This is a genomic window from Paraburkholderia sp. 35.1, assembly GCF_050436525.1.
GTDB classification, from domain to species: domain Bacteria; phylum Pseudomonadota; class Gammaproteobacteria; order Burkholderiales; family Burkholderiaceae; genus Paraburkholderia; species Paraburkholderia tuberum.
In genome coordinates, this window is the sequence record NZ_JBNDMJ010000002.1 from 863,498 (window position 1) to 889,171 (window position 25,674).

20 protein-coding genes and 1 pseudogene are annotated in these 25,674 nt (G+C 60.8%); 12 read left to right on the forward strand and 9 right to left on the reverse strand.

Translation table 11 applies throughout. The annotated features are described in order from the left end of the window. The first annotated feature begins 4 nt into the window (after positions 1–4). Positions 5–3,073, forward strand: a complete 3,069-nt coding sequence (locus OKW27_RS09855) for a peptidase domain-containing ABC transporter (RefSeq protein ID WP_429333348.1) — start codon at positions 5–7, stop codon at positions 3,071–3,073. Then, entirely contained in the window at positions 3,070–4,425 is a 1,356-nt protein-coding gene (locus OKW27_RS09860; protein ID WP_429333349.1) for a sigma-54 interaction domain-containing protein, read from the forward strand. The genes OKW27_RS09855 and OKW27_RS09860 overlap by 4 nt, the downstream gene beginning before the upstream one ends. Before the next feature lie 45 nt (positions 4,426–4,470). Here OKW27_RS09860 and OKW27_RS09865 read toward each other — a convergent pair whose 3' ends face one another. Together OKW27_RS09865 and OKW27_RS09870 are read right to left on the reverse strand one after the other, a co-directional pair. After that, positions 4,471–5,241: a PP2C family protein-serine/threonine phosphatase gene (locus OKW27_RS09865; protein ID WP_090807568.1), complete on the reverse strand. Its 771-nt coding sequence runs from the start codon at positions 5,239–5,241 to the stop codon at positions 4,471–4,473. Positions 5,242–5,246: 5 nt separating this feature from the next. Beyond that, a complete protein-coding gene (locus OKW27_RS09870) occupies positions 5,247–5,534 on the reverse strand; it encodes a hypothetical protein (protein WP_090807566.1) in 288 nt (95 codons plus the stop codon). Positions 5,535–5,984: 450 nt separating this feature from the next. Between OKW27_RS09870 and OKW27_RS09875 the strand changes: the two genes are divergently transcribed. Both OKW27_RS09875 and OKW27_RS09880 read left to right on the forward strand, forming a co-directional pair. After that, positions 5,985–6,506, forward strand: a complete 522-nt coding sequence (locus OKW27_RS09875; RefSeq protein ID WP_090807562.1) for a lecithin retinol acyltransferase family protein — start codon at positions 5,985–5,987, stop codon at positions 6,504–6,506. A gap of 40 nt (positions 6,507–6,546) precedes the next feature. Next, positions 6,547–6,798, forward strand: a complete 252-nt coding sequence (locus tag OKW27_RS09880; protein ID WP_184061610.1) for a hypothetical protein — start codon at positions 6,547–6,549, stop codon at positions 6,796–6,798. Between the two features lie 4 nt (positions 6,799–6,802). On the opposite strand, the gene OKW27_RS09885 is transcribed toward OKW27_RS09880, so the two are convergent. After that, entirely contained in the window at positions 6,803–7,681 is an 879-nt protein-coding gene (locus tag OKW27_RS09885; RefSeq protein WP_429333350.1) for a LysR family transcriptional regulator, read from the reverse strand. Between the two features lie 340 nt (positions 7,682–8,021). On the opposite strand from OKW27_RS09885, the gene OKW27_RS09890 reads away from it, so the two are divergent. Continuing rightward, complete coding sequence (locus OKW27_RS09890) at positions 8,022–8,513, forward strand: DUF4126 domain-containing protein (RefSeq protein ID WP_090807556.1); 492 nt, start codon at positions 8,022–8,024, stop codon at positions 8,511–8,513. A gap of 65 nt (positions 8,514–8,578) precedes the next feature. On the opposite strand, the gene tehA is transcribed toward OKW27_RS09890, so the two are convergent. The 3 genes from tehA to OKW27_RS09905 all read right to left on the reverse strand — a co-directional run bounded on the left by tehA (position 8,579) and on the right by OKW27_RS09905 (position 11,689). Beyond that, positions 8,579–9,601, reverse strand: coding sequence for a dicarboxylate transporter/tellurite-resistance protein TehA (tehA, locus tag OKW27_RS09895; protein ID WP_429333351.1), 1,023 nt, complete (start codon positions 9,599–9,601; stop codon positions 8,579–8,581). Positions 9,602–9,781: 180 nt separating this feature from the next. After that, positions 9,782–10,132, reverse strand: coding sequence for a response regulator (locus OKW27_RS09900; protein WP_090807552.1), 351 nt, complete (start codon positions 10,130–10,132; stop codon positions 9,782–9,784). Between the two features lie 6 nt (positions 10,133–10,138). Further along, entirely contained in the window at positions 10,139–11,689 is a 1,551-nt protein-coding gene (locus OKW27_RS09905; RefSeq protein ID WP_429333352.1) for an RAD55 family ATPase, read from the reverse strand. A gap of 507 nt (positions 11,690–12,196) precedes the next feature. Between OKW27_RS09905 and OKW27_RS09910 the strand changes: the two genes are divergently transcribed. Beyond that, positions 12,197–13,243, forward strand: coding sequence for a phytoene/squalene synthase family protein (locus tag OKW27_RS09910; RefSeq protein ID WP_090807549.1), 1,047 nt, complete (start codon positions 12,197–12,199; stop codon positions 13,241–13,243). A gap of 185 nt (positions 13,244–13,428) precedes the next feature. After that, a complete protein-coding gene (locus tag OKW27_RS09915) occupies positions 13,429–13,677 on the forward strand; it encodes a hypothetical protein (protein ID WP_129961873.1) in 249 nt (82 codons plus the stop codon). A gap of 274 nt (positions 13,678–13,951) precedes the next feature. Here the strand turns inward: OKW27_RS09915 and OKW27_RS09920 are convergent, their stop codons facing one another. Beyond that, on the reverse strand, positions 13,952–14,266 hold the full coding sequence (locus OKW27_RS09920; protein WP_184024579.1) for a DUF4148 domain-containing protein: 315 nt from the start codon (positions 14,264–14,266) through the stop codon (positions 13,952–13,954). A gap of 809 nt (positions 14,267–15,075) precedes the next feature. Here OKW27_RS09920 and OKW27_RS09925 point away from each other — a divergent pair. The 5 genes and pseudogenes from OKW27_RS09925 (at position 15,076) to OKW27_RS09945 (ending at position 22,733) form a co-directional block, all read left to right on the forward strand. Further along, positions 15,076–16,311, forward strand: coding sequence for an ABC transporter substrate-binding protein (locus tag OKW27_RS09925; RefSeq protein ID WP_429334575.1), 1,236 nt, complete (start codon positions 15,076–15,078; stop codon positions 16,309–16,311). After that, on the forward strand, positions 16,308–19,256 hold the full coding sequence (locus OKW27_RS09930; protein WP_429333353.1) for a bifunctional diguanylate cyclase/phosphodiesterase: 2,949 nt from the start codon (positions 16,308–16,310) through the stop codon (positions 19,254–19,256). Before OKW27_RS09925 ends, OKW27_RS09930 begins: the two co-directional genes overlap by 4 nt. Positions 19,257–19,843: 587 nt before the next feature. Then, a pseudogene (locus OKW27_RS09935) lies at positions 19,844–20,056 on the forward strand (integrase); the annotation flags it as partial. Positions 20,057–20,144: 88 nt separating this feature from the next. After that, positions 20,145–21,697 (forward strand): IS3 family transposase gene (locus tag OKW27_RS09940; protein WP_429333354.1). Its coding sequence is split into 2 segments (ribosomal slippage): positions 20,145–20,607 and positions 20,607–21,697, totalling 1,554 coding nucleotides; the frame shifts between segments, so codons are not numbered across the junction. Between the two features lie 460 nt (positions 21,698–22,157). Beyond that, complete coding sequence (locus OKW27_RS09945) at positions 22,158–22,733, forward strand: GNAT family N-acetyltransferase (RefSeq protein ID WP_429333355.1); 576 nt, start codon at positions 22,158–22,160, stop codon at positions 22,731–22,733. A 240-nt stretch (positions 22,734–22,973) separates the two neighbouring features. Here OKW27_RS09945 and OKW27_RS09950 read toward each other — a convergent pair whose 3' ends face one another. Both OKW27_RS09950 and cysS read right to left on the reverse strand, forming a co-directional pair. Continuing rightward, a complete protein-coding gene (locus OKW27_RS09950) occupies positions 22,974–23,777 on the reverse strand; it encodes a lipid II flippase Amj family protein (RefSeq protein ID WP_429333356.1) in 804 nt (267 codons plus the stop codon). A 300-nt stretch (positions 23,778–24,077) separates the two neighbouring features. Then, positions 24,078–25,487: a cysteine--tRNA ligase gene (gene cysS, locus OKW27_RS09955; RefSeq protein WP_429333357.1), complete on the reverse strand. Its 1,410-nt coding sequence runs from the start codon at positions 25,485–25,487 to the stop codon at positions 24,078–24,080. Between the last annotated feature and the right edge of the window lie 187 nt (positions 25,488–25,674).

Sequence of the window (25,674 nt, forward strand, 5' to 3'; positions counted from 1 at the left end):
ATACATGGACGCCCTCCAGACCGCGCCATCCGCGCCTTCCACCGCCGAATTTCTCGCTTCGGTGGAGATCCTGTCGCCGTTCTCGCGCGACGAAATCGAGCGGCTTGCCGAGTACGCGCAGGCAAAGTTCTATCCGTTCGGCGAAACGGTGTGCTCGGCCGGTGACGTGGCCGAAGGTCTCTATGTGATCCGCTCGGGCACGGTACGCATCTTCTCCGAGGAGCACGGCAAGGAAACCAGCATGGGCGTGCGCAAGTCGGGCGAGATCTTTGCCGACATTGCGATGTTGCGCTCGTATGTTCACGAAGCGTCGGTACGTTCGTCGGGCAAGACCGAAGTGCTGTTCCTTCCGCGCAGCGCGATCGAACCGGTGATGGCGGGCAACGCCGCCGCGTTGGCGTTCGTCGCCAGCTATGTGGCGATCAATTCGGCCGGGGGCTTCGTCGCGCAATTGTTCGATCTGCGCGGCAAGCTGAACAAGGCGGAACTCGAAGAGTACGTGCGCAGCGTCGGCGCAAAACGGGTCGCTGCCGGCAAGGAGATTCTGAAACAGGACGGCCGCGACGACAGGCGGCTTTATGTGGTGCGGCAAGGCCAGGTGCGCATCGTGCGGCAGGAGGAGGGCCACGACTATACGCTCGCGACGCTCGGCAAAGGGGAGATATTCGGCGAGAAGGCGTGCCTGATGCGCCAGGAACAGATGGCATCGGTCGTTGCAACCACCGACACGCGGCTGCTGGTCATCCCCGAGCGCACCGTTCATTTCATTCTCGAGCGCAATCCGAAACTGCGAGAAGTGCTCGACGAGCGCATCCGCTATGGCGACCGCGAATTACAGCGGCAAAAGCGGCTCGAACAGCGGCGCAAGCTGCCGTTGATGCTCGACCTGCAGAGCAAACCGGAACTCGGCGAGAAGATCATCCGGCGTTTCGCGCTCGTCGAGCAGGCCGAGGAGATGGATTGCGGCGCCGCGTGTCTCGCGATGATCTGCCGCCATTACGGCATTCCGATGACGCTCGGCAAATTGCGCGAACTCGCGAACGTGACGACGCAGGGTGCGACGCTCGACAGCCTCGCGCGCGCGGGCGAGTCGCTCGGCTTCACGACGCGCGGCGTGCAATGCACGTTCGATTCGCTGCGCGGCTTCGATCTGCCGTTCATCGTGCATTGGGAGGGCTATCACTACGTGGTCGTGTACGGGCTGTCGAAAGACTATGTCTGGGTGGCAGACCCGGCACTCGGTTTCAGAAAGCTGAGCGTCGAAGATTTCGAACGCGGGTGGAGCGGCACCTGCCTATTGTTTACCGGCGGATCGCAGCTGCTGCAGATGTCGGCCGAGCGCTCGCCGTGGATTCGCTTTGTCGGCTATCTGAAGCCGTACCGCAAGATACTCGGCTATCTGTTTCTGGCGACCTTCGTGATTCAGGTGCTCGGCGTGATTCCACCGCTGATCATTCAGAACATTCTGGACGGCGTGATCGTGCATCAGAACGTCAGTCTGCTGCATATGCTGATCGGCGGGCTCATCATCTCCAATGTCTTCACGCAGTTGATGTCGACGATTCGCGCGTATCTGGCGAACTTCATGGTTCGCAACATGGACTTCGCGATGATGTCGCAGTTCTTCAAGCATACGTTGTCGCTGCCGTTCTCGTTCTTCGCGAAGCGCAAGACCGGCGATATCTTCGCGCGCTTTCAGGAAAACCAGACGATCCGCGCGTTCCTGACCGAATCCACCGTGACGACCGCGCTGAATCTGCTGATGATCTTCATCTACTTCACGATCATGTTCGTGTACAACGTGAAGATGACGCTGGTGTTGATCGCGTTCGTGATTCCGATCATGGGACTCACGGTGATCGCGACGCCGAAGATCAAGGGCTACGCCCGCGAGGTGTTCACGGCGTCGACCGAGGCGAAGTCGTTCCTGATGGAAGCTCTGTCCGGCGTCGAGACCGTCAAGGGCATGGGCATCGAGCGGCCGGTACGGTTGCGCTGGGAGAAGAAATACGCAAAGGCGCTCGAATTGCAATATCGCGCTCACGCATTCAATATTCTGGTCGGCTTCGGCAGTCAATTGCTGAATGCGGCAACGACGATTGCGATTCTTTGGGTCGGCGCGAATCTGGTACTCGCGCGTGAATTGACGATCGGTCAGCTGATCGCGTTCAATGCATTCATGGGCAGCGTATTGAGTCCGCTGATGGGTCTCGTCGGCTTGTGGAGCATGCTCAACGATGCGGGTGTCGCGATGGAACGGCTCGGCGATGTGCTCGATATCGAGCCCGAACAGAAGCCGCAGGATTTGCCCTCGCGCGTGATGCTGCCGGAACTGCAAGGCGAAATCAGCCTGCAAGGCGTGTACTTCCGCTATGGCGAAGAGGATTCCGCTTATGTGCTGGAGAACATCAGCTTCGATATCAAGCCGGGTGAACTGGTCGCGATCGTCGGGCGCAGCGGGTCGGGAAAAACCACGCTCGCGAAGCTGCTGGTTGGCTTCTATCAGCCGAGCGAAGGGAAAATAACGATCGACGGCTATGACTCCGGCGTGATCGACAAGACTTATTTCCGCGCGCAAATCGGCTACGTGATGCAAAGCAATCTGCTGTTCTCGGGCACGATCGCCGAGAACATCGCAAGCGGCGACGACGCGCCGGAGCGCCGCCGCATCGAGGAAGTCGCGAAAATGGCCGACGCGCATGGCTTCATCAGCAAGATGCCGCTCGGTTATGAGCAGATCGTCGGCGAGCGCGGCATCGGTTTGTCGGGCGGTCAAATCCAGCGGCTTTGCATTGCGCGTGCGTTGTATCACGATCCGCGTCTGCTCGTGTTCGACGAGGCGACGTCGGCGCTCGACTCGCAATCGGAAAGCAATATTCTCGGCAATATGCACGACATCCTGAAGGGCCGCACGGCGGTGATCATCGCGCATCGGCTCAGCACGATCATGCGCGCGGACAAGATTCTCGTGCTGTATGAAGGCGCGATCGTCGAACAGGGCCGTCACGAGGAGCTGATCCAGCGCGGCGGCATGTACTATCAGCTCGTGCAGAAACAGTTGAGTGCATCATGATGAAGATACTCGACCAGATTGAAGAGGCGAGCCCCGCGATATCGTACGCGGGACTGATCGAGCGGATCGAGATCCTGCGCTCCACGTTGCGCTGGTCGTCGCGGCTCGAACGCGCCGATATCGACAAGCTGCTGAGGCAGGCCACGTCGTTGCGCGACGAAGTGATGCAGCTTTCGCACAAGGAGCGCTTCGTGCAGGCGGCCACCGCGGGCGAGCCGCAGACGAGCGCGGAGCAATCGCGCGGTGCGCGCCGCAAGGCGCTACTCGAACGCAGCTTCATTTTCGAGGGCACGTTCGGCGACAACCCGCGTTTGCTCGAATCGCTCGAAATCGCGGAAAAAGCGGCGCCAACGGATTTGCCGGTGTTGATCGATGGAGAAAGCGGCACCGGCAAGGAGCTGATGGCGAAAGTGATTCACGCGAATGGCGCGCGTGCGGACAAGCCGTTCATTTCGGTGAACTGCGGCGCGATTCCGGACAATCTGCTCGAATCCGAACTTTTCGGGCATCGCAAGGGCGCATTCACCGGCGCGTCGAGCGACCGCAAGGGAAAATTCGAAAGCGCGCATACGGGCACGATCTTTCTCGACGAAATCGGCGAGTTGCCGCTCGCGGGCCAGGTCAAGCTGCTGCGTGTGCTCGAGGCGCACGAGATTCAACGCGTCGGCTCCGACGAAACGATCGCGGTCGATACGCGCATCGTCGCGGCGACCAATCGCAATCTGCGCAAGCTCAGCGAGGAAGGCCGGTTCCGCGAGGATCTGTTCTACCGGCTCAGCGTGATTCACGTGACGTTGCCGCCGCTGCGCGAACGGCGCGACGAAATTCCGTTGCTGATTGCGTGGTTCTGCGACGAAGCGGCGGGCACGCTGAAACGCCGGCCAGTCAGGTTGACGCCGCGTTTGCGGGACTTTCTATTGAGCTACGCGTATCCGGGCAACATTCGCGAATTGCGCAACGTGATGTACCGCATCTCGTGTCTGGCTGCAGACATGGCCGACATCGAGCATTTGCCGCTCGATATGCGACCCGCCGCACCCGGTTCAGCGGCGGCGCAGGCGGAGGGCGGGCAGGCGAGCGGCGAGCAGCCGATCAGCGTCGCGAATCTGATGTCGTTGAGCGACGCGAAGCGGGCGGCCAGCGACGACGCCGAAAAAGCGTTCCTCGAACGCGGACTGCGTGAAGTCAGCGGGACCGTCGCCGAACTGGCGCGGCGCATCGATATGAATCGCTCGCACTTGCAGATGCTGCTGAAAAAGCACGGCCTGCATTCGAAGGATTTCCGCAATCGCAATGCGTCGCCCACGAAGAACGGCGCGAACGAGCGCGACGAGGAAGAAGACGAAGGCTGAGTGAACGACCACTGACCGCTCGGTGAAACGCGCGCCTGAAGATCATCAAGGCGCCGGGTTCAGCAAGGTCTTGTCCGCGGCATTCGGGTCCTGCGCTTCGACGACCACTGCGGTGATGTTGTCGCGCCCGCCGCGCGCGAGCGCGAGGTCGACGAGTTCGCAACTTGCGTTTTCGCGCTCCGCCGTGGTCAGCACGGCGGCGATCTCGTCGTCGCTCAGTTCGTTGCTGAGACCGTCGCTGCACAACAGGAACACGTCGCCATCGGCGACTTCGATCGCGTCGTCGTCGAGTTCGAGCGAATCCGTTGCCCCGACCGCGCGCGTGATCATGTGCTGCGCGGGATGATGGCGCGCCTCTTCGTCGGTGATGACGCCGAGCGAGCGCAGCTCCTCGACCTGGCTGTGATCGCGCGTCAGTTGCCGCAATTGCCCCGCGCGGTACAGGTAGATGCGGCTGTCGCCGGCCCACACGTAGCCGCAGAAGCGATCGCATGCAAGCAGCACGACCACGGTGCTGCCGATGCGCTGCACCTGGCGGCGCGCGGCTTCGTCGCGCAATTGACGGTTCGCGGTTTGCAGACGCGTGCGTACATCGGCGATCAGCATTCTGAGGCCGTGCGGCGCCGCCAGTTGAGTCAACGCGTCGATCACGGTGCGGCTGGCAACGTCGCCGACCGCGTGACCGCCCATCCCATCGGCGACAGCCCAGCGTCCCGCTTCGGGCTCGTCGAGGCAGGCATCTTCGTTGATTTCGCGGACCCGTCCCGTGTCGGAACGCGCGGACGACGTCCAGCGAAATTGGCTCTCGCATGTCACAACGGCTACACCATATCGTTTCGGTTGCGTGCGTCCGGAGACACGGTGAGGTTCGCGTTCGCGCCGGTGTTGCGTACGTCGACCGACTGGAACTGGTTGATCATCTGGTTAGCATAGAAGTTGTTGGAGACCTCGTACAGATTGACCACCGGCCCAATGCTCGGCGTTTGCGGCACGTACGGCTGAATCCAGCCATAGATCCATGGCGCGCCGCCGCCACCGCGAATCGCCGCCATCGCCTTGCGATCGAGCGCGAGGTTCAGCGAGAGGTCGTTCAATTTGATGCAGGACATGTCGTTCTCCGGTTGGCCGCGTGCGCAATGCGCGCGGCTGAATGGACTCTGCACCCAACGCCGCAAAGGCCATGCCAATCGGGGGCGGATTCGACGCGAAGCCCGCGGCGCATTGACTGGCGTGGCTTGCGCGGTTTTACCACGAACGCGGTCGACGCGATCGGTCGGCTCGCGGCCAACAAGCCCACATTCGAACAGGTGTGAGACCCAACACATTCGGCGGGGTCCCACGGGTTCTCCATTCAGTTGAAATCAACCCGCGACACGGCTCGCAAATGAGCGTCGCACACCAACAGATCAGTGCGATTTCTGTTGGTCCCGTCCTGACATCTTCCTCTTCAGAAAACCGCTCGATCGGCCGTCAACCCTGTAAACAGGGGTTTTCCGGCGCCTGGCCCGGATGATGCGAAAGCTGTCGCAACAGTGTTGGAAATGCGAACGAGGCCAGCCATGAACACCCAAACGCTCGATACACGCGACGACGACCCGCAATCCGCAGCCGCTTGCGACACCGCATCATCGACGATCGATCTGCCGATCGGCGCGCACCTAGTCACGCAACGCAACGGCTACGAACATCACGGCATCTATGTCGGCAATGGCCGCGTCGTGCACTACTCGGGCTTTGCGGCCTCCGCGCATCCCGGACCGGTCGAGGAAGTCGAACTCGCGCGCTTCGCCGCCGGCCATTCGCTGTCGGTTCGCGCGACGCCGAGCGCGATCTACGTCGGCGCCGATGCGGTGCGCCGCGCGCGCTCCCGCCTCGGCGAAAACCGCTATCGCCTGCTGACCAACAACTGCGAACACTTCTGCGCGTGGTGTCTGCTCGGCGAAAGCCGCAGCGAACAGGTGCATTGCTGCTTGCGCCATCCGAGCACGGGCATGCGCGCACTGCTGTGCCTCGTGAAGGCGTTTGTCGAGAGCGGGGCGAGGAACGAACACCGCGTGGCGCAACTCGCGCAAGTCGCGTGAACGCAGCGCGTCGGGAACGGGACGATTCGAGGAGAACATCATGGTAGCCGCAGAAAAAAGCTTGCACTGGGCCGTCGACAAATGGCTCGCGCCCACGCCGTCGATGCCCGCGCGCGTGGTGCGGTTCTGCCATCACGCGTCGCAACAGCAACGCTATGTATGTGTGCAGGCGTTGAAGCCGGAAGGATTGCTGTCGATTTTCTTCTTCCGCCACGGCGACGGTTCGTGGAACGTGTTCCCGCCGCAAGCCGAGCGGCCCGCGATGAACGGGTATTGCCGCACGGCCGCGTAGAAACTCATGCGTGACCCGCCGTGGCCGCTTCCGTGGCGAGCCACTGACTGAACAGCAACATCGCCGGCGTCATCGGCTTGCCCTTCAGGCAGGTCAGCCAGTAACTGCCCGCCTTGACCTCGACGTCGAACGGGCGCACCAGACGCCCGGTATTGATCTCCCTTTCGAACATCAACGCAGGCACGAGCGCGATGCCCGCGCCCTGTATCGCCGCTTCCACCATCAACCGCGACGAATCGAACACCGGTCCGCGCACCGGCCGCGGCGCGATGCCCGCGGCCGCGAACCAGTTCAGCCAGTCGTCCATGCGGTACGAGCGCAGCAGCGTTTCGTTGGCGAGATCGTCGGGCCGCGCGAGGCGCGCGGCGATCTCGGGCGTGCAGAGCAGCGCGAGCGGCGCGTCGAGCAGTTTGGTGGCGAGCGAGCCGGGCCAGGTGCCGTCGCCGAAACGGATCGCGAAATCGAGGCCCTCGGTCGCGAGGTCGACGAGGTTGTTATTGGTCAGCAGCCGCAGCTCGACGAACGGATGCGCGTCGCGAAACGACTTCAGGCGCGGCATCAGCCAGCCGAGCGCGAACGTGCCGACCACACCGACCGTCAGCACCTCGTGAAAATGCCCGCCGTCGAACTGCTTGAGCACCGCCTCGATACGATCGAACGCGTCGGACAGCACGGGGCGCAGCGCGAGCCCTTCGTCGGTCATCGCGAGGCCGCGCGGCAAACGCTTGAATAGCGCGGTGCCGAGCCGCTCTTCCAGCGAGCGGACCTGCTGGCTGACCGCGGCTTGGGTCACGTTCAGCTCTTGCGCCGCGCGCGTGAAGCTCAGATGCCGCGCGGACGATTCGAACGCGCGCAGCGCGTTGAGCGGAAGATACGGTCTCATGGTGCAGATACAAGATTTTCTTGTGAGTGGGCTAACTTATCACCATCGGCCCACTTCGCCGACTCCCTGTCTCTTATTCGCTAGTCGAATTGTGCGACACTAGGGCCACATCGACGGGGGCAATCGCATGCCCGGCGCCGCGCCAGACGCGCGATGGCGAGTCGGCAATGAAGAGCCGGCAATTGTGAGCAACGGTGAACGGCCGCCACGGATTGCCTCGATGTAGGTGGTGAGAAGTTGACTGTCCAGATGGAATGCTCGACATGTTCTGCCGACGTTCGTCCAGGTAAGCCGTCGGCTCGTGCAACCTTGCATCATTGCCCTCGATCGGGAGTCCGCTATGTCCGTGTATGTTCTGGCCTTGCTGATTGGCGTCGTCGCCGGCCTTCGCTCGATGATCGCCCCCACCGCCGTCAGCTGGGCCGCGCGTCTGGGATGGCTGCCGCTGCAAGGCACGTCGCTTGCCTTCCTCGGCTTCGCGGCCACGCCGTATATCTTCACCGTGCTGGCGGTCATCGAACTGATCACGGATCAATTGCCCGAAACGCCGAGCCGCAAGGTGCCGCTGCAGTTCGGCGCGCGAATCGTGCTCGGTGCGCTGAGCGGCGCGGCGATTAGCGGCGCGCATGGCGGCCTGGCGGGGGGCATGATCGTCGGGGTGGTGGGCGCGGTGGTCGGCGCGGTAGGCGCGGTGATCGGCACGCTCGGCGGCGCGAAGGTGCGCAGTTCGCTCGCCAGCATGTTCGGGCGCGATGCGCCCGCGGCGTTGATCGAGGACGTGGTCGCGATCGTCGCGGCTGCGTTGATCGTCGTATCGTTGCACGGGTTCTGACACAAATGCAAAAACGCGGCGGGACGCTTTGCGCGTCGCCGCCGCGTTCGGTCGCTGCCCGCAGCTTATTGAACCCGGGCGATTCGCACGGCCGTCGTGACTTGCGTGACCGGCGCCGCCGCCGTCGAACTCGCCGCCACGGGCGGCATCAGCTTGCCTTGCACGAGCAGCTGAAGCGTCTTCACGACCAGAATCGCGATGATCGCGTTCGCCACCACGAACAGAACCGGTGCCGCGAATTCGATCGGACCCGTCGCGCCGCGTTCGACGAGACGCAGGGCCATCGTCGGCAACGCCGCTACGCCGAAGCTGAACGCCCAGTAGCCGGGCACGAATGCCTGTTGGCGGATCCACGGCAGCAAACGCAGCAGCATCAGCGCCTGATAGAGACCGTAGCCAAGCAGCGCGTAGGCGAACAGGTCGGGCGTGCCGCTGGTGAGGCTCAAATACGCGACACCACCGACGACTGGCGGCGCGAGTTGCACGCCGAGGGTCGGGCGCAGCGCTTCGGGCAGCGGTTCATGCACGGCGGCGCGATGCAGGATCATCGATTCGAGCGCGAGCCACGCCAGCATGCCGCCGCCGAAAAACAGCTCGCCCAGTTGATGGAAGCCGAATGCGGCCGAGCTCGCCGCCGCGACGAAGCCCGCTCCGACCGTCGGCAGATAGATCGCCGGCGTGGTCAGTTCGGGCTTGCGGCCGCCTTGCCACAGCTTGCCCTGTAGATAGACGCCGAGCCCAAGTTGCGCGATCGCCGCGATGCCGTACAGCGTCAGCGCGAGGGTATGCGCGTACGGCTGCAGCAGTTGCGCGGCAAGCAGCGTCGAGATCGGCGCGAGCGCGACGAACGAAGACTGCACCGGATGATTCAGTTCGGCGCGTGCGTCGTCGGTCCGTGCGAACCACTTGTGCGCGTAGGCGAACAGAATGATGACCCAGACGGCGAGCGCCGCGATCGTCACCACGCTGCCGGCGACGGCCGGCAAGTGCCACAGGCGGATTGCGACGCGCCACAGGTTGGCCAGCGCCAACGAGCCCACCGCGATGCTCAAGAAGCCAGCGGGAACCGCACCACGATTGCTGTTCATGACGACCTCCGAAAGTTGCGTCGCGCTGCGGGTTGCTGGCCATGCGCGATCGATGGCCTACTGTAAAAGGCCACGGAGAATCGCAGAACGCTGCAAACGCTCGACAAATGGCGCGAGCGTCTCAAGCTGTGTTTTAGCGGGGGAAAGGGGCAGAGAAGGCGGGGGGAGGAAGGGCGGCCGTCAACCGCCCATGCGCACCAGCATCGCCAGCAGCTGGTCGAACGAAAGCGGCTTGCGCGCGTAGGCAAAATGTGGATTCGGCTGCACCGGAATGTCCGATGCGGCGCTGCACAGGATGATCGGAATCTCGCGCAGCTCTGGGTCCTCATACAGCGTCGTGCACAACTGGAGGCCCGACATGACCGGCATCATGCAATCGGACACGATGATATCGGGCCGGCTCGAACGGACCAGTTCGAGCGCGACGGAGCCGTTCGACGCCGTCCGTACCGCATAGCCGTGTCGTTCCAGCAGCAGCCGCCACACCGTGAGGATGTCGAACTCGTCGTCCACCACCAGAATGGTTTTCATGGGCGGCTAGGTTTTTCGCCCCAATTGCAGCGTGGCCGACAGGCCCGGCGTCGATTGGATGCCCGCGGCGCCGGGCGAGCCGTCGATCACGTCGAGTCCTTGCGACGAAATCGACAGTTCGCGCAGTGACGTGTCGTGCGCGCTTTCGCGTTGCTTCACCACCGAAATCACGCGCCGCAGTCCGCCTTCGGTCTCGGCGTAGCGCAGCAGCACGAGGTTTTCGGTCAACGCCGACACGCGCACGGCCTTCGCGTGACCCGGATCGCTGTACAGCGGCAGTTCCTCGGTGACGAGCGTCGTGACGGTCGCTTCGCGCAACTGATGCAGCAGTGCATTGAGGAACAGGCCGAAGCGCTCGGTACGCAACGCCGAATCGCGAAAGCCCTCGACGCCGTCGATCACGATGCGCGTCGCGCTGGTCTGCTTGACGGTGGCGAGCGCTTTCGACGCGATTTCATCGACCGCGAGTTCGATCGCCGGGTGCCAAAGCACCATCAGACGACCGTCCTGCCACGCATCGGCAAGCGCGATCGACACCGCTTCGGCCTTGCCGATGAGTCTCTGCGGACTCTCGTAGAAGCCGAGATACACGCAACGCTCGCCGCGTGCGAGACCGGCCGCGAGGAACTGCAGGCACAGCAGCGTCTTGCCGACGCCCGACGGGCCGATCAGCGTGGTCGTCGCGCCTTGCGCGAAGCCGCCGCCGAGCAGGTTGTCCAGGTGCAACAAGCCGAAGCCGAGCCGTGCTTTCAGATCGACGGGGCCCGCTTGCTCCGCGCACTGCGCTTCGAGGCGCGGGAACATCAGCAGCCCGCTGCCGGCGATGCGGAAGAAGTGCTTGCCCATCAGATGATCGCGCGCGCGCATCTTGTGCACTTCGATTTCGCGCGCGCGCCGCATGCCGTCGTGATAGCTGTTCAGCTCGATCAGACCGTCCACCAGCGTGTGCTCGGGATGCGACTCGTTGCCCGACAGCGGCGCGAGCAGCAGTGTCGTGCAGTCCATCGCGGCGACCAGCGCGTTCAGCTCGTGGATGAACTTCGACAGCGACAGCTCGGTTTCGCTGAATTCGCGCGCGCTGCGAAAGCCGTCGATGATCATCAGGCTCGGCCGGTAGTCGTAGATGCTCGACGCGATCAGCTTCAGGAAACCGTCGAGGCCGTCCTGCATCAGCTCGTGATAGCCGGACACGAACAGCATCTGCTGCGCGACCGCGGCTTCGTCGAAAAAGCTCAGGCCTTTCAGGTGACCGAGCAGCTTGTCGTGCGATTCGGCGATCAGCGTCATGTACAGCACTTTCTCGCCTTGCCGCACCCGATGAAAACCGATCTGGCTCGACAGGATCGTCTTGCCGGCGCCGGCCATGCCCTCCAGTAGATAGACGCCACCGCTCACCAGACCGCCGCCGAGGATCTCGTCGAAACCGGGCACGCCGGTTTCGACATTGCGTCGGGCCGCGTCAGGTCGCGCCGCGTCAGGCCGGGCCGCGTTAGGCCGGGCCGCGTTAGGTCGCGCTGCGTCGGACGGGCGGGACGTGTTGGATGCGTCGGTAGTCATTGTCGATGTGTCGTTCAAAGTGCAAGCGACGGCCTGGTCGTAACCGTCCTATGCTCAAATCCGTTGGGGCAGCAATCCCCATTCCCGATCGCGAGCGACAGTGTCCCGCAGCGTGAAATGCAGGGAGTCTATCCGGCAACGCGTGCCCGGCGAACGGCGTGTGCTCGACAGGGCGGCGTGAGAGGGCGAAAAAGGCCGGCGGCGAGGAGCCCGGTGCACGCGGTATGAGTGGGTAGCAAAGTGCGGTGGCCGGTCGAACTTGCAAACCGATGCAATGAAACGGAAAGGCGAGCGCTTCGCTCATACGGCGCCGCAGGCTTCGGTCGAGGCTGCCGACCACATAGGTCAGGTGCAGGTTCGAACGACGGCTGCGAGTGGCGCCGGCTTCGGCGGACGGCTTCTGATGCTGGTTCATGGTGTACCGGGTGACGCGCCTCGCCGTATACAATTCGGCAGCGCCTGATCCCAGCGGGCTTTCACCCGCCTATTTGCCAACCGATCCAACCCATGCCGAATCCGACCCGGGCCTTTCTTCTCGGCCCGCTCCTGAAAGGCGTTTCACGCTCCTTCTATCTGACGCTTCGCGTGCTGCCCATCGGCATGCGCGATCCGATCGGCCTTGCGTATCTGCTCGCGCGCGCGGCCGATACGATTGCGGACACTTCGCTGATCGCGCCAGGCCAACGCCTCGAATTGCTGCTCGCGTTGCGCGATCAGGTCAATGGCGTGGCCGTCGACAGCGCGCCGTTCCAGCGCATCGCCGCGGAAGTCGCGGGTCAGCAGGCGCAGTCGGATGAAAAGCTGCTGCTCGAATCGTTGAGCCCCGCGCTCGACGTGCTCGCGCAACTGAGCGAGTCCGACTGCCACTCGGTGCGCGCGATCGTCACGACGCTGACCGAGGGCATGGAATTCGATCTACGCACGTTCCCCGACGAACGCTCCGGCCAGATCGCGGCGCTGCGCGAATACGACGAACTCGATCGCTATACGTATCTGGTCGCGGGCTGCGTCGGCGAGTTCTGGACCACGATGACTTACGCGCACATGCCGGGCACGCTGAAAGAACAACCCGACACGATGAAGCAGCGTGGCGTGCGTTTCGGCAAGGCATTGCAGATGACCAACGTGCTGCGCGATTGCGGAAAAGATTTGCGCATCGGCCGCTGCTATCTGCCGCAGAGCATGCTCGAGCGCCACGGTCTGAGCGCGCGCGATCTGCTGCAACCGGCCAATTCGATGCGCGCGCGGCCACTGCTCGTCGAACTGCTGCGCAAGACGCTCGATCATTTCCGCGCGGCGCTCGACTATACGCTCGCGATTCCGGTGAGCGCGGTGCGCTTGCGGCTCGCCTGCCTGTGGCCGATCCTCATCGGCCTCGACACCTTACTGCTGCTCGCGGATAACGACGCGTGGCTCGATCCGGCGAAAGTGTCGAAGGTGACGCGCCATGACGTGTATCGGATCATCGCGTCATCGCTGCTGCTGGTGCCGTCGAATGCGCTGGTGCGCCATGCGATCAATAGCCGCATCGCGCGGATCGAGACTCGGCTGTAGGCGTAAACGCCTACGGTTGCGCGCACAGTCACCGCGCATCGAATAAAACTGAATCGCTTCAATGCACTACGAATCGCCCGCAGTAGTCGCGATTTATTCTGGATCATTGAATCTTCAACAATCGGGAAAGCCCCAGGCCACTGCATTCGCGCTTCACGTTAGTCTCTTCGAAAAGGAGGCGACCCATGCGACAAGCGTTCAATATTGCGTTGGTGCTTTTGCTTGGCTATCTGATGGCGGATCGGGCGTTGATGCGTGCGCAGGCGGGCGAGGTCGGCACGATTACGTGTCACCAGGGCGCGGCGCTCGTCAAATCGGACGCATTGAAAAAGGGCTTTGGTGACGCTGGCGCGAGCGCGCAGAGCGAGAGCTTCCTGTCGAGTTGCCTCGTGACCGGGCGTGGCCAGGTCGGCAATCTGATCGCACGCGACTGAGCGCGGGCAGCTGAGAATTCATCGCGGCGCACGCAGAGCGGCGCGAAAAAGCGCCCAGACCGTGAAGGCCTGGGCGAAGTCATCGGGAGCCCGATGACGGAGGTAACCACATACGAACTGGCCCGCGCTCGGAGATACCCGAGTCGCGGGCCAGTTCATTTGAATCGGGGTGCGCGTCGCAAGGACGCGCTATTTGGAAGTGCTCGCGGTTCGTTTCGCCGTAGGGCTTCGTGGCCACACAGCTGCGCTTGACGAACCGCCTGCCACCTACCGCTTACTGACCGAAGTAGACCGACTTCGGGCCACTCGTCGGAGCCGCATGGCTCGTTTGCGACGTACCGCTCACCACACCACCGAAGCCGGTAGCGGCTTGACCGACGCCGTTTTGCGCGTCGACGCGGGCTTGCGCAGCCTGGATGTCAGCCGGGTAGTGCGGGTCGGCGTGACCAGGTTGATAGCCGGCCTTTTCCAGTTGGATCAGCTCGGCGCGCACTTGAGCGCGGGTCACGGGCTGGTTGGCTTGCGCGAACGCGGCGACCGGAGCGGCGACAGCGACGGCGATGACAACGGCTTGAATCAGCGATTTCATGATACTTACCTCCAGTTCAGGGTTTTATCTTGCTGCGAACTTGCTTGTTCGTAGTCAGTGATTGCATTGTAATTTGGCGAACTGGACAGAGTAACTCGTGAGATAGGTAATGTTTGTTGCGAAAATTGATATAAATCGATGGAACTTTTAGGGTTAACACGTAAACGTGTGTCCAGTGTCACAGGAAATGAAAACTATGCGAGGTCGGTGAACGACTGCTGCCACAGTTCGTGATTGATCCGGGCGGTCGACATCCCTTGCGGGAGTAAGGTGGTCCGCGATTGCGTCAAATCGACCCCAAGCCGACCGTGAACCCATCACCACATATTCGGCAGTTTCCAAACTACAGCGGCCATCCATTCCTGCCAGTCGCTCGGCGCGTCATCGGCCCTGAGCGGACGACCGGAAGTACAGGCGTTCCCTTCAGTTAAAGTATCTGCGTCTGTTGCCGATATGCCGTGTGAGTGCCGACCCGTCAAGAGCTCTAAGCAGCCCTGTTTTATAAACATTCCGGTGCCGATCGATAGGCGTCGTCGATGACAAAAGATCGGCCGGCAGCGAGAAAGACATGTGATGAAATGCGCAGCGGCATGCCGGGCTTCGTCACAACTTACCGCTGCAGGGACGCCGCCATGGTTATGCAAGTGATTCGACCGCGATGAAAGTTTCACCGGTTTGCCATCGAATGCGCCCATAGCCTCTGCCGAGGGCCGCCCAATCCATGCCGAACCTGAAAAAGTGAACCCCACGTGCGACAAACTGAGTTTGGCTCCTTGCTGTCGGTCTTGGCCTGTTTCATTCTTTTCTCGTTGTGCGGTTGCCATCAGCGAGACCACGATTCTTCGAGCACGAGCGGGCCGGCCAGTACCACCATCACCGCCTTGGTCTGGGCTCCTGACTGGCCGGAAGAAATGCTTCAGATTGCTGCCGAATTCAGCAAGCTGAATCCGGACATACACGTGGATGTGCAGTTCATGATTGGCAATTCGGTGGAAGAAAATATCAAGCCGCGGATCGCCTCCGGCAACTTGCCCGATCTGGTGAGTATCAACCCGAATGCCTACGCGGCCGACCTGGCCGATCAAGGGCTCCTCGCCGACGTTAGCAAGACATCCGCCTGGAACAACATGCTCGATCCTCTCAAAAAAGACTGGACCAGTCGCCAATCCAGGCACTTTGGAATAGCTGGGGGAATGGCTACGACGTTGATCTATTACAACCAGGACATGTTTGCGAAGGCGGGGATCAGGGAGCTGCCGACCAATTTCAACGAATTCCTGGCGGTTTGCGAACAGCTCAAACGTGCGGGCTATACGCCAATAATGTGGAACGGCGGCTTCCCAAATATGCTCGGCAACGGCCCCTTCAGTTCAGGCTTTGCTAACAATGTGGTTGCGCGCGAGCCAGACTGGAAGGACAAAATCAGCGATGGCACGCTGGATTTGAACACCCCCCAGGTAGCGGATATTTTCGCCAGGATCAGGCTGATGCCGGAACGGGGTTTCGTACAGGAATCGTTCATGACAACTGGCTACGATGATGGCATACGGCTATTCAAGGAGGGCAAAGTCGCGATGGCTTTTCACGGTAGCTGGGCAGCCGGTCTGTTGCTGCACGGCAATCCGTTTGAAGTTGGCGTGCTCATCCCGCCCTGGAACGCGCCAGGCGAGCAGGTGGTGCCCGTGATCGGCAGCGAAACCGGGTTTGCGGTGTCGGAAACGCCCAACAAGGCCGCGGCAATGCGTTTTCTCGAGTTCATCGCTGGGCAGGGGTTTTCCATCCTCCAGATCAAGCGCCAGAACATTTCCCCATTCAAGCAGTTCCCGGGGACGGTGGTGAGCGATCAGAAGATTGTTGACTACACGAACATGGTCAGTCGCTATGCTGTGACCGGCAGCCCGTACTATTCGTTTCTACCTTCCAATTCCATCGAGCGCTTGCATAGATTGATACAGGATGTGCTGTTCGGGAAAATCACGCCAATGCAGGCTGCAAAACTCCTGGACGAGTCTGTTAAGAATGAAGCGAAGATGCACTACAAATGAGCCCACTGATCGCCTGGCTGCGAAGCGCATTCGCCTACTTCTCGTTGGATCTGCTGCGCCGGGTCGAAATTCGCTACCGGCTGATAACCGCGTTTATCCTGCTTTCGCTGATACCGATACTTGTCTCCAGCTACATATCGTATGTGGAGTCAACAGCAGAGTTCAAGCACAAAGCGGAGATATTTTCCAAAGAGGTAGTCAAACAGGTATCCAAAAACATCTCGTTGCGGATGGAGCAGATCGAGACGGAGAGCAGCCTTCTGGTGCTCTCCGATCAGGTTCAAGACGCGCTGACCCGCGTCGCACACGGCAATGAAAAGGAGCAGAGCGAAGCTCGCCAGGATCTGACCCGACTGCTCCTGGAGCACTACGGCGCGGTTGATTTCATCAACCAGAAATATTTTCTCGACAAGGACAACCGGATCACGGACACCCAGGCGTTCGCGCAATTGACGCGGAGTGTGGTGCATCTGGTCCAACAGGCTCCCGATCGAAATGGCCGGCCCTACTGGAGTAGCTATGACAACGGAGCCGGTCAGCAAGATCTCGGGATGGTGCGCGCCATCATCGACAAGAGCGACAATCGGCAGATCGGTAATCTGGTTCTAGTGATTCGCCCTGAGTATTTCTCATCGATTTTCAATGACGTCGCCGTGGGCAGTGGAACGGAGATCTATGTACTTGACGCCAGCAGCGACAAGCTGATTGTTCGTGCCGACGGCTCTTCAATGAGCACCGACGGAAAGGTTGAACCGGGTCTGCTCGAAAGAATCACAAACGCCGATCCGCACGGCGAGCCAAATGGCTTCGTCGACTTCCATGGCAAGAATGGCGACCGATATCTCGCTGCATACACGGGTATCGCCGGCACAAAATGGTTTGTGGTCAGCACGATCCCGGAGAAGAAGTTGACGGCGGAGGCACAGTCCGTACGCGATCAGATCATACTGGTGGGCATTTCGGGGTTTCTGCTTTCGATCTTCCTCGCCAACTTCATTTCACACAGCATCTCTGTACCGCTCAAAGATCTGGTGCGAAGGATGGACGACACCGGTAGCGATGCAGGCGCAGAGGCGGAGGCATCGATGGACGCGCGCAGTGAGATTGGCGCAAAGGATGAATTGGGCAGATTGGCGCACAGGTTCGAACGAATGAGTGCGGCGATCGGGCAGAAGATCCAGAAGATCAACGAGATCAACGCTTCCTTGGAGCAGACGGTCATCGAGCGAACGGCCGAGCTCGTCGCCAAAGAGCAGGAGTCGCGCACGTTGATCGAGAATTCACCTGACACGATCACGCGCTACGACCGGGAGCTGCGCCGCACCTACGCCAATCCGGCTTTCTGTGTCTCGGCGGCCCGCAGCCTTCGCGAATCGCTCGGCAAACGGCCCTCAGAGATACCGGGCGGTGCCAACGCGCTGGCTTACGAGAAGAAGATCAGCGAAACCATTGCAACCGGGAAAAGTCGCCAATTCGAACTGAGATGGCTCAGTAAGGACGGACAGGAACAGTGCAGCCATATCAGGCTCACTCCAGAGATCGACGCGTCGGGCGAGGTGAACTCCGTGTTGGCGGTCGGTCGTGATTTGTCGGACCGGATGGCATTCGAGGCAACGATATGGAAACAGGCTAATTACGATGCGCTGACCCATCTCCCGAACCGCCAGATGTTTCATGCCCGTCTCGAGCATGAAGCCGGCGTGTCCCATCGCTCCGGGCGGCCGATGGCCTTGATGCTGATCGATCTCGACCGCTTCAAGGAGGTCAACGACTCGCTCGGACACGATATGGGCGACATCCTGCTGATCGAGGCCGCGAGGCGCATTACCTCGTGTGTGCGTGAATTCGACACGGTCGCTCGACTTGGCGGTGACGAGTTCACGGTGATTCTGCCCGAGTTGGACGACACCGGGAGCATCGAACAGATCGCGAAGACGATCATCGCCACGCTGACCCAACCCTTCAAGCTTGGTCCGGACGAGGCTTTCATTTCTGCGAGTGTCGGAGTCACGCTTTACCCTAACGACGGGACAGAACTGGATGTTCTCTTCAAGAATGCCGACCAGGCTATGTACGCGGCCAAAGCCGCGGGGCGCAACCGTTTCCACTACTTTACGCCCGAGTTGCAAGTGGCGGCAGAAAAGCGCCAGCGTCTCACGAGCGATCTACGTACCGCCCTGCAAGCCGAACAGTTCCGTGTTTATTACCAGCCTATCGTCAATCTGGCGACGGGCGAAATTTACAAAGCTGAAGCGCTAATTCGCTGGCTCCACCCTGTGCGCGGCACGATCAGTCCATTGGATTTCATCGCATTGGCCGAAGACACGGGGCTCATCGTTCCGATCGGCGATTGGGTGTTCAAACAGTCCGTGCGCCAGGCGCATCAATGGCGCCGACGATTTCATCCATCGTTTCAGATCAGTGTCAACATTTCACCGGTGCAGATTCGCCAGGACAATCTGGTGTGTATCCAATGGTCGGAATACCTCATTCGGCAAGGCATGCCTAGACAGAGCGTGGCAATTGAAATAACCGAAGGGCTGTTACTGGACGCCGAATTGAACGAGAAGTTGCTGAGTTTCCGCGAGGCAGGAATCGGGATTTCGATCGACGACTTCGGGACCGGTTACTCGTCCTTAGCCTATCTGAAGCGCTTCGACATCGATTATCTCAAGATCGACCGTTCATTCGTACAGAACCTCGGTTTCGACGGCGGCAATCAGGCGCTCTGCGAAGCAATGGTCATGCTCGCTCACAAGTTGGGATTGCAGGTTATTGCCGAGGGGGTCGAGACGACGGATCAACGTGATTTTCTCGCCGCCGTGGGTTGTGACTTTGCGCAAGGCTTTTTGTATTCGGAGCCGGTTCCGTCTGATCAATTTGAGGAGCGGGTATGGCCGAGAGCCAGGGAGGCGGCTCACCAAGAGGTGCGCGACGAATCGTGAGCTATCGTCGAACGAGTGTATGTCAGGTATCGAGAAACGAACCCCGGTCACGGTAGTCTCGAACGGTCGAAAACAGTTCGACCTCAGTCCTCCGAGTTTTCGGGAGCAGCCATTGGACAGGCTGCGATCGGACGGGGCGCCAACGGCCGCAAAGGCCGGTCTCGCGACAGATGGACTCAACGCTCGAAAGTCCGTTTGCAGGCTTGAAGATACGCCTGAACGTGTATATCGAGGCATCGACCAACGGCGGCTTGTGGCCGAACCCAGTCCGACGTTTAACACGACGAGTGAGCCGCCATTCATCAGTCCGCGTCGGGCAGAGGTCGACCCCTATGCTCAGGTCGCAACTATGCGCAGATGGTCGGTCGCTGACGGCGCCGACCCAAGCATGGCACAGCTCTGGCAAGGCGGGCGAGTAAGGATCTGGACATAGTTCTCGTCTGTAGATGGCAGTGGTGGTCCCACTTCTGGAGATCACCATGGGCATCGTTCGCCGCCCCCACCGCACTGGCATAGACGGTTTTGCCGACCGGCCGTGGATAACTCTCGAAAGCCAGTTCATGGCGTCCACAGAATGGGTACCGCTCCATACGACTACGATGCACCTGTTACAGGCGGGCGTTCCATTCAACGTGATCGCCTTGTGGCTCGGTCACGAGAGCCCGATGACAACCCATCGCTACGTCGAAGCTGACCTCGCGATGAAGGAGAAAGCGCTCGGTCGGCTAGAGGCGCCCGATGCCAGGATTCGCCGGTATCAGGCACCGGGCTCGTTGCTTCGATTCCTGCAGACGCTGTAACTATGCGTAGGCTCCCCCCGGCGTCAGACTACTTGTCGTGTTATCTGAATCTTATAGACATGGTCCGGGGGCGGTAAAATCAGGGTGAATGAAAGCCTACTCAGCAGAAAGAAAAGAAGCGCTGGTGCGTCGCATGATGCCGCCGGAAAACGCGTTGGTCTCAGCGCTGGCCAGAGAAACGGGGATTACCGAACAGACGTTGTACACGTGGCGCCGACAGGCGAAAGGACAAGGGCTGGCCGTGCCGGGCGATGGGAAGAATCCCGAGGGATGGTCTTCGGAAGACAAGTTTGCAGTAGTGCTGGAAGCCGCCCCGCTCAACGCAGCGGAGCTGGCCGAGTACTGCCGGCGCAAAGGACTCTATCCCGAACAGATCGCGGCGTGGCGAGCGGCCTGCCAGGCAGCCAACGCGAATGCCACCGAGCAGGCACGCGAGCAGCGCCACCAGTCGAAAGACGACAAGCAGCGCATCCGGCAGCTCGAGAAGGAATTGCAGCGCAAGGAGAAGGCGCTAGCGGAAGCGGCGGCGCTGCTGATTCTGAGAAAAAAAGTCCAGGCGATCTGGGGAGACAAAGAGGACGATTGATCAACGTCCCGGATCGCCTGTTATGTATATCGTTGATACGCGAGGCGGCGCAGTCAGGCTGCCGGCTGGAGAAGGCTTGCGACGAGTTGGGCGTGAGCCTGCGCACGTTTCAGCGCTGGGTCGGTGACGGTGACACGGTACGTGCCGATGGTCGTACCACGACCGAACGGCCGCCGCCGGGCAACCAGTTGAGTGAGGCTGAACGGCAACAGATTCTTGAGGTAGCCAATAGTGCGGAGTTTGCCAGTCTGCCGCCCAGCCAGATCGTGCCGAGGCTGGCCGATCGCGGCGTGTATGTCGCATCGGAATCGAGCTTTTACCGCGTGCTGCGCAGCGCCTCGCAGCAGCACCATCGTGGTCGTGCGCGCAAGCCCTCGACCCGGGTAGTGACCAGTCATTGCGCGACGGCGCCCAATCAGGTCTGGTCGTGGGACATCACCTGGGTACCTGCGGCGGTCAAAGGACAGTATTACTACTGGTACATGATGCTGGACGTGTTCAGCCGCAAGATTGTCGGTCACGAAGTGCATGAGGCCGAATCGGCAGAACTGGCCGCGTTGCTGATGCGGCGTGCCAGTCTGGCAGAGGGCCTGGCAGGACGTCCCCTGGTGCTGCACTCGGATAATGGCAGCCCGATGAAAGGTGCGACGATGCTTGCCACCCTGGAGAACCTGGGGGTCGTGGCCTCGTTTAGCCGACCACGCGTGAGTAACGACAACCCGTACGCAGAGTCGCTGTTCCGGACCTGCAAGTATCGGCCCGACTACCCGCGCAAGCCGTTCGGCAGCGTTGATGAGGCGCGGGCCTGGACGCAGCAGTTCGTGCGCTGGTACAACCATGAGCACAAACACAGCGGCCTGAAATTCGTCACGCCGGCCCAGTGTCATAACGGCGTGGCGAATGCAGTTCTTGCGCAACGTGAGATCGTTTATGCGGAGGCCAGGCAGCGCAATCCACGGCGTTGGTCCCGATCGACGCGCAACTGGAAATTGAAGGATGAAGTCTGGCTCAATCCGGAGCGCATGCAACCGGAAGAACTAATGCAGTGCGCATGAGGTGACGCGACAAGTACGTTGACAACCGCCGGCTCCGCCAGCCCCTACCGCACCCCTTAAGGGGCTGGCCGCGTTCGCTATAACCATCTGCGCATAGTTGCGACCTGAGCATAGTGGCCGACCAGCGCCCGACGAACGAGCGCGACGATCGTCTCTGGCGTGCGAGCTATGCAAAGGGCATGAGCCGACCCGTTCGAGCCAGTCGCGATGCCGGTAAGCGGATGTTCATTTAACTGACAGCGCGACCGCGCGTTGACAATTTGGGCGCTGGCAGCAGCGAAATTTCATGCGCCCCGTTCTGTTCATTGCTTTTTGCGCTCGCCATTCGCCCGTTGATTGCGCGCCCAACCGTCGTCGGGTCGAAAACACATGGTCATTCGACATCGAAGGCGCTGAACACACCAATTTCGGCTCCGATACAATGCCGCCTTGAATTTCACACGAACTGCTAAGTACAACAATGACGCCTGCTACAACGTATCCCGTCGATGGATTGGTGACCGAACGTACGATATTGCGCGCCGTTAGTGAAGATTACGCGAGCGAACTACAGAAGTATCACACGGTTAATCGAATGCATCTCCAGCCTTGGGAGCCGTCGAGGCCAGAGAGGTTTTTTGAATTGGACACCATCGCTGACCGACTCCGCGCGATGGCTCATCAAACCGCATTTGGTACGGCTCTCCATCTTATGCTGTTTGAACGGGAAGGCGGTCAGTTGATCGGAGACTGCAACTTCACCAATATCGTTCGAGGACCGTTCCAAGCGTGTCATCTCGGGTTCTCTGTTGCAACGATGTTCGAAGGGAAAGGACTGATGCGAGAGGGCCTGACGGCCGCAATCGAGCATGTGTTCAGCGGTTTGAGACTGCACCGAATCATGGCGAACTATCGACCGGAGAACGTCCGCAGCAGACACTTGCTGGCTCGACTCGGCTTCGAGAAGGAAGGCGTGGCTCGATCGTACTTGAAGATCAATGGCTCTTGGGCCGATCACGTACTTACGTCACTGGTCAACCCGGACGATCTTGACTAGGCCAAAATTGGTGGCGTAATACGGGGCGGAGACTGATGGGCGGACACTGCCCATATGATTTCTGTCTAATTACCCAGCGTCCGAGTCGCGACCTAGATCGTCGATAATCTCGGCGGTGATGTCGAGCGGCTGGAATTGGCCGGATCGAGCCTGACTGATGCCGGCGCTAACGAATCCCGGAGCGGCCTTACTATCGCCGTGATCGGTCAATCACCGCGTCCGAGGATGGCACACTGCGCTCTAAATCAGCTCGGCGACGCGTACGATAATGAGCGCGGCCGGTACGAGCATTATTTGTGCACACACGGTCCCGAGAACACGCGCCCCGGCAAGGGTAGTGATCGCTCGCCGGAAGGTGTTTTCGGGGATTCGGCCTTCGATGACGTCGTCCGTCATGACGGAAACCTGCGGGTCAATGACCACCGCTAACACTACGGTCGCAAAGCCATTAATGACCGACGATAGATTGGCGCACGTCACGCGCAAATCTGGCTTGAGGTATCCCGCGTAGAGTGACGCAAAAACGCCGACAGTCCAGATCGCCATGGCGAAGATATTGAGAGCTATCACCGTCGCGGAGACACCGGTACCGCTCGCTAGCTGGGCGATGTTTTGGCGCGACGGAACCTGCGCGCCGTCCCGCAGATAGTTGATGCCGCCACGGCTAAAAATGTGGAGCAACAGGCGTGACAATGAACGATTAGCCTGGAAGTGCTCGACGGCGCGACTGAAATAGCGCTGGAACGTTGGGATCAGCAACGCGCCGATTATGCTTGCCGCCGTCGCGGTAATCAGGAAGAGCCGAAAGTCACCGAGCAGGCCCCCCTCAAGATGCCGAGCGATATCAAGCTCGACGCGCTTAGCTATGAACGGCCCTTGAAAGGAGTTCGCCGTGCGGGAGACAAGGGCGATGATTCCGAACAGAGAAAACGACACAGCGATACGCCGAGTGCGAACACCCGCGATCCGCACAGCGTAAGCCAGTGTCGCGATGACGTGAATTACGAATGTAAGTGCGCAGATGATAAAAAGCTGGGTGTCCATGCAATCCCGGCAAGGTTGGGTAGGAGTTGAAGTCTACCGGAGCGCCACCGCCCGGTTCGATTGTCACCGAATTGACGGTCGATACCGAAAGTCCGAAATTTGCCGCACTGCGTCCCGCGACATAGCACGACGATCGTCTGCGGTGTGCGCATCATGCAAAAGGCATAAAGCAACCAGGAGCGGGCCGTCGATCGTACGCGAGGCAGACGTTCAACCGGTCGCGCCGAGCCGTTGCCATCTCGCCTGCGGTTGTGCGCCCCGCATAGCGCATAGGACGCACAGCCGCCAATCTTTCGAGCGTCATACGCAGCCGTCCCCAAGTATCGTCGTTCCTTTGACAGTCCGGATCAGTCGTTGCCCGCGCTCACCGTCTTCGATTTGCCATCCCAAGGCTCTCAATGTGTCACGTAGGCGGTCCGCTTGGTCCCAGTCCCTGTTGGCGCGCGCCTTTTCGCGCTGCTCGGCCAACGCAGCAATGTCTGCCGGGATATCCCGCTTGTCCGGCTGCCAATCGGGCAGTCGTAACCCAAGTACCGAATCGAAGCTGTCAACGGTGGCCCGTCGCGTGGCAGGAGGCAAATCGCTCCTCACCAGATCCCACAGCACGGCTAGTGCGCGGGGTAGATTCAGATCCTGATTGACCTCAGCGTTGAACCGGGCGACAAAACGCTCATCCGCCGTACCACCGGTGGGCCAACTCGCATAGACGTTGCATAGCCGGTCGAGCGCGACCTTTGCGGCTTCAAGCGCATCCCAGTTGAAACGCAGGGAGCTTCTGTAGTGCGCCGTCAAGCACAGGTAGCGATACGCCAGCGGATCGACTCCGCGGTCGACCAGTGTCTGCAGGCGGAGGAAGTCACCGCCCGCCTTGGACATTTTCGTAGCATCCAGTGTAAGGAAATGGCCGTGCATCCAGAAGTTGGCGAGCCGGGTACCGTGCGCGGCTTGCGTCTGCGCGATTTCGTTGCTGTGATGCACGGCGATGTGGTCTTCACCTCCGCAGTGAATATCGAACCAGGACCCCAGGTACCTGGCCGACATCGCCGAGCACTCGATGTGCCAGCCGGGAAAGCCGCGTCCCCAAGGGCTGTCCCATTCCATCTGGCGCCGGGAATCAGCGGGGCTGAATTTCCATAGCGCGAAATCCGTGGCGCGCTTTTTCTCGCCTAGTGCAACCCGCTTGCCGGCTTGCAGGCCCTCATGGTCGAGGCGAGCCAGAAAGCCGTAATCGTCCTGCTTGCTGGTGTCGAAGTACACGCCATCTGCGGTCCGGTACGTGTAACCGGCGCGTTCAAGGGTGACAATGAAGGCGACCTGATCCGCGATATGGTCGGTTGCGCGGCACCAGACCGAAGGCTCCAGCAAGTTGAGCGCTCGCCAGTCGGCCAGGAAAGCCTCTGTATAACGCTCGGCGATCGCCCATGCCGACTCTCCTGTTCGCCGGCTTCCTTTCTCCATCTTGTCTTCGCCCTCATCGGCATCGGAGACCAAATGACCGACATCGGTGATATTGACGACGTGCTGTACGGGGTAGCCGTTTCGCATCAGGACGCGTCGGAGCACGTCTTCAAACACATAGGTCCGCAGATTGCCGATATGCGCGTGGTCGTACACCGTAGGCCCGCAGCAATACAGGCCGACGTGATCGGGTTGTATCGGCTTGAAGGGGCGCACGGCGCGCGACCAGGTGTCATATAGGACGAGTGGCATTGGAATTTTCGCGTGGTGGAGCGATCGTGAAAAGCAAAAAGGCCACCGGTTTCGCAACGGGTGGCCAGTTGAGGCTTGGACGTGACGCAGATTGGCGCGCTAGACGCAAGCTCCCCCTGGCAGGCCGTGACAGCATGCGTGAACGAGGCGGGAGGGGGAATGGGCGTAAGCGAGCATGAAAGGCATG

Coding starts and splice junctions, on each gene's coding strand:
- cysS (WP_429333357.1), bottom strand. CDS start 25,487: ATGCCACTCGTCCTATATGACACCTGGTCGCGCGCCGTGCGCCCCTTC.
- OKW27_RS09920 (WP_184024579.1), bottom strand. CDS start 14,266: ATGAAATCGCTGATTCAAGCCGTTGTCATCGCCGTCGCTGTCGCCGCT.
- OKW27_RS09885 (WP_429333350.1), bottom strand. CDS start 7,681: ATGAGACCGTATCTTCCGCTCAACGCGCTGCGCGCGTTCGAATCGTCC.
- OKW27_RS09930 (WP_429333353.1), top strand. CDS start 16,308: ATGAGCCCACTGATCGCCTGGCTGCGAAGCGCATTCGCCTACTTCTCG.
- OKW27_RS09880 (WP_184061610.1), top strand. CDS start 6,547: ATGGTAGCCGCAGAAAAAAGCTTGCACTGGGCCGTCGACAAATGGCTC.
- OKW27_RS09945 (WP_429333355.1), top strand. CDS start 22,158: ATGACGCCTGCTACAACGTATCCCGTCGATGGATTGGTGACCGAACGT.
- OKW27_RS09910 (WP_090807549.1), top strand. CDS start 12,197: ATGCCGAATCCGACCCGGGCCTTTCTTCTCGGCCCGCTCCTGAAAGGC.
- OKW27_RS09890 (WP_090807556.1), top strand. CDS start 8,022: ATGTCCGTGTATGTTCTGGCCTTGCTGATTGGCGTCGTCGCCGGCCTT.
- OKW27_RS09875 (WP_090807562.1), top strand. CDS start 5,985: ATGAACACCCAAACGCTCGATACACGCGACGACGACCCGCAATCCGCA.
- tehA (WP_429333351.1), bottom strand. CDS start 9,601: ATGAACAGCAATCGTGGTGCGGTTCCCGCTGGCTTCTTGAGCATCGCG.
- OKW27_RS09915 (WP_129961873.1), top strand. CDS start 13,429: ATGCGACAAGCGTTCAATATTGCGTTGGTGCTTTTGCTTGGCTATCTG.
- OKW27_RS09860 (WP_429333349.1), top strand. CDS start 3,070: ATGATGAAGATACTCGACCAGATTGAAGAGGCGAGCCCCGCGATATCG.
- OKW27_RS09905 (WP_429333352.1), bottom strand. CDS start 11,689: ATGACTACCGACGCATCCAACACGTCCCGCCCGTCCGACGCAGCGCGA.
- OKW27_RS09900 (WP_090807552.1), bottom strand. CDS start 10,132: ATGAAAACCATTCTGGTGGTGGACGACGAGTTCGACATCCTCACGGTG.
- OKW27_RS09950 (WP_429333356.1), bottom strand. CDS start 23,777: ATGGACACCCAGCTTTTTATCATCTGCGCACTTACATTCGTAATTCAC.
- OKW27_RS09855 (WP_429333348.1), top strand. CDS start 5: ATGGACGCCCTCCAGACCGCGCCATCCGCGCCTTCCACCGCCGAATTT.
- OKW27_RS09870 (WP_090807566.1), bottom strand. CDS start 5,534: ATGTCCTGCATCAAATTGAACGACCTCTCGCTGAACCTCGCGCTCGAT.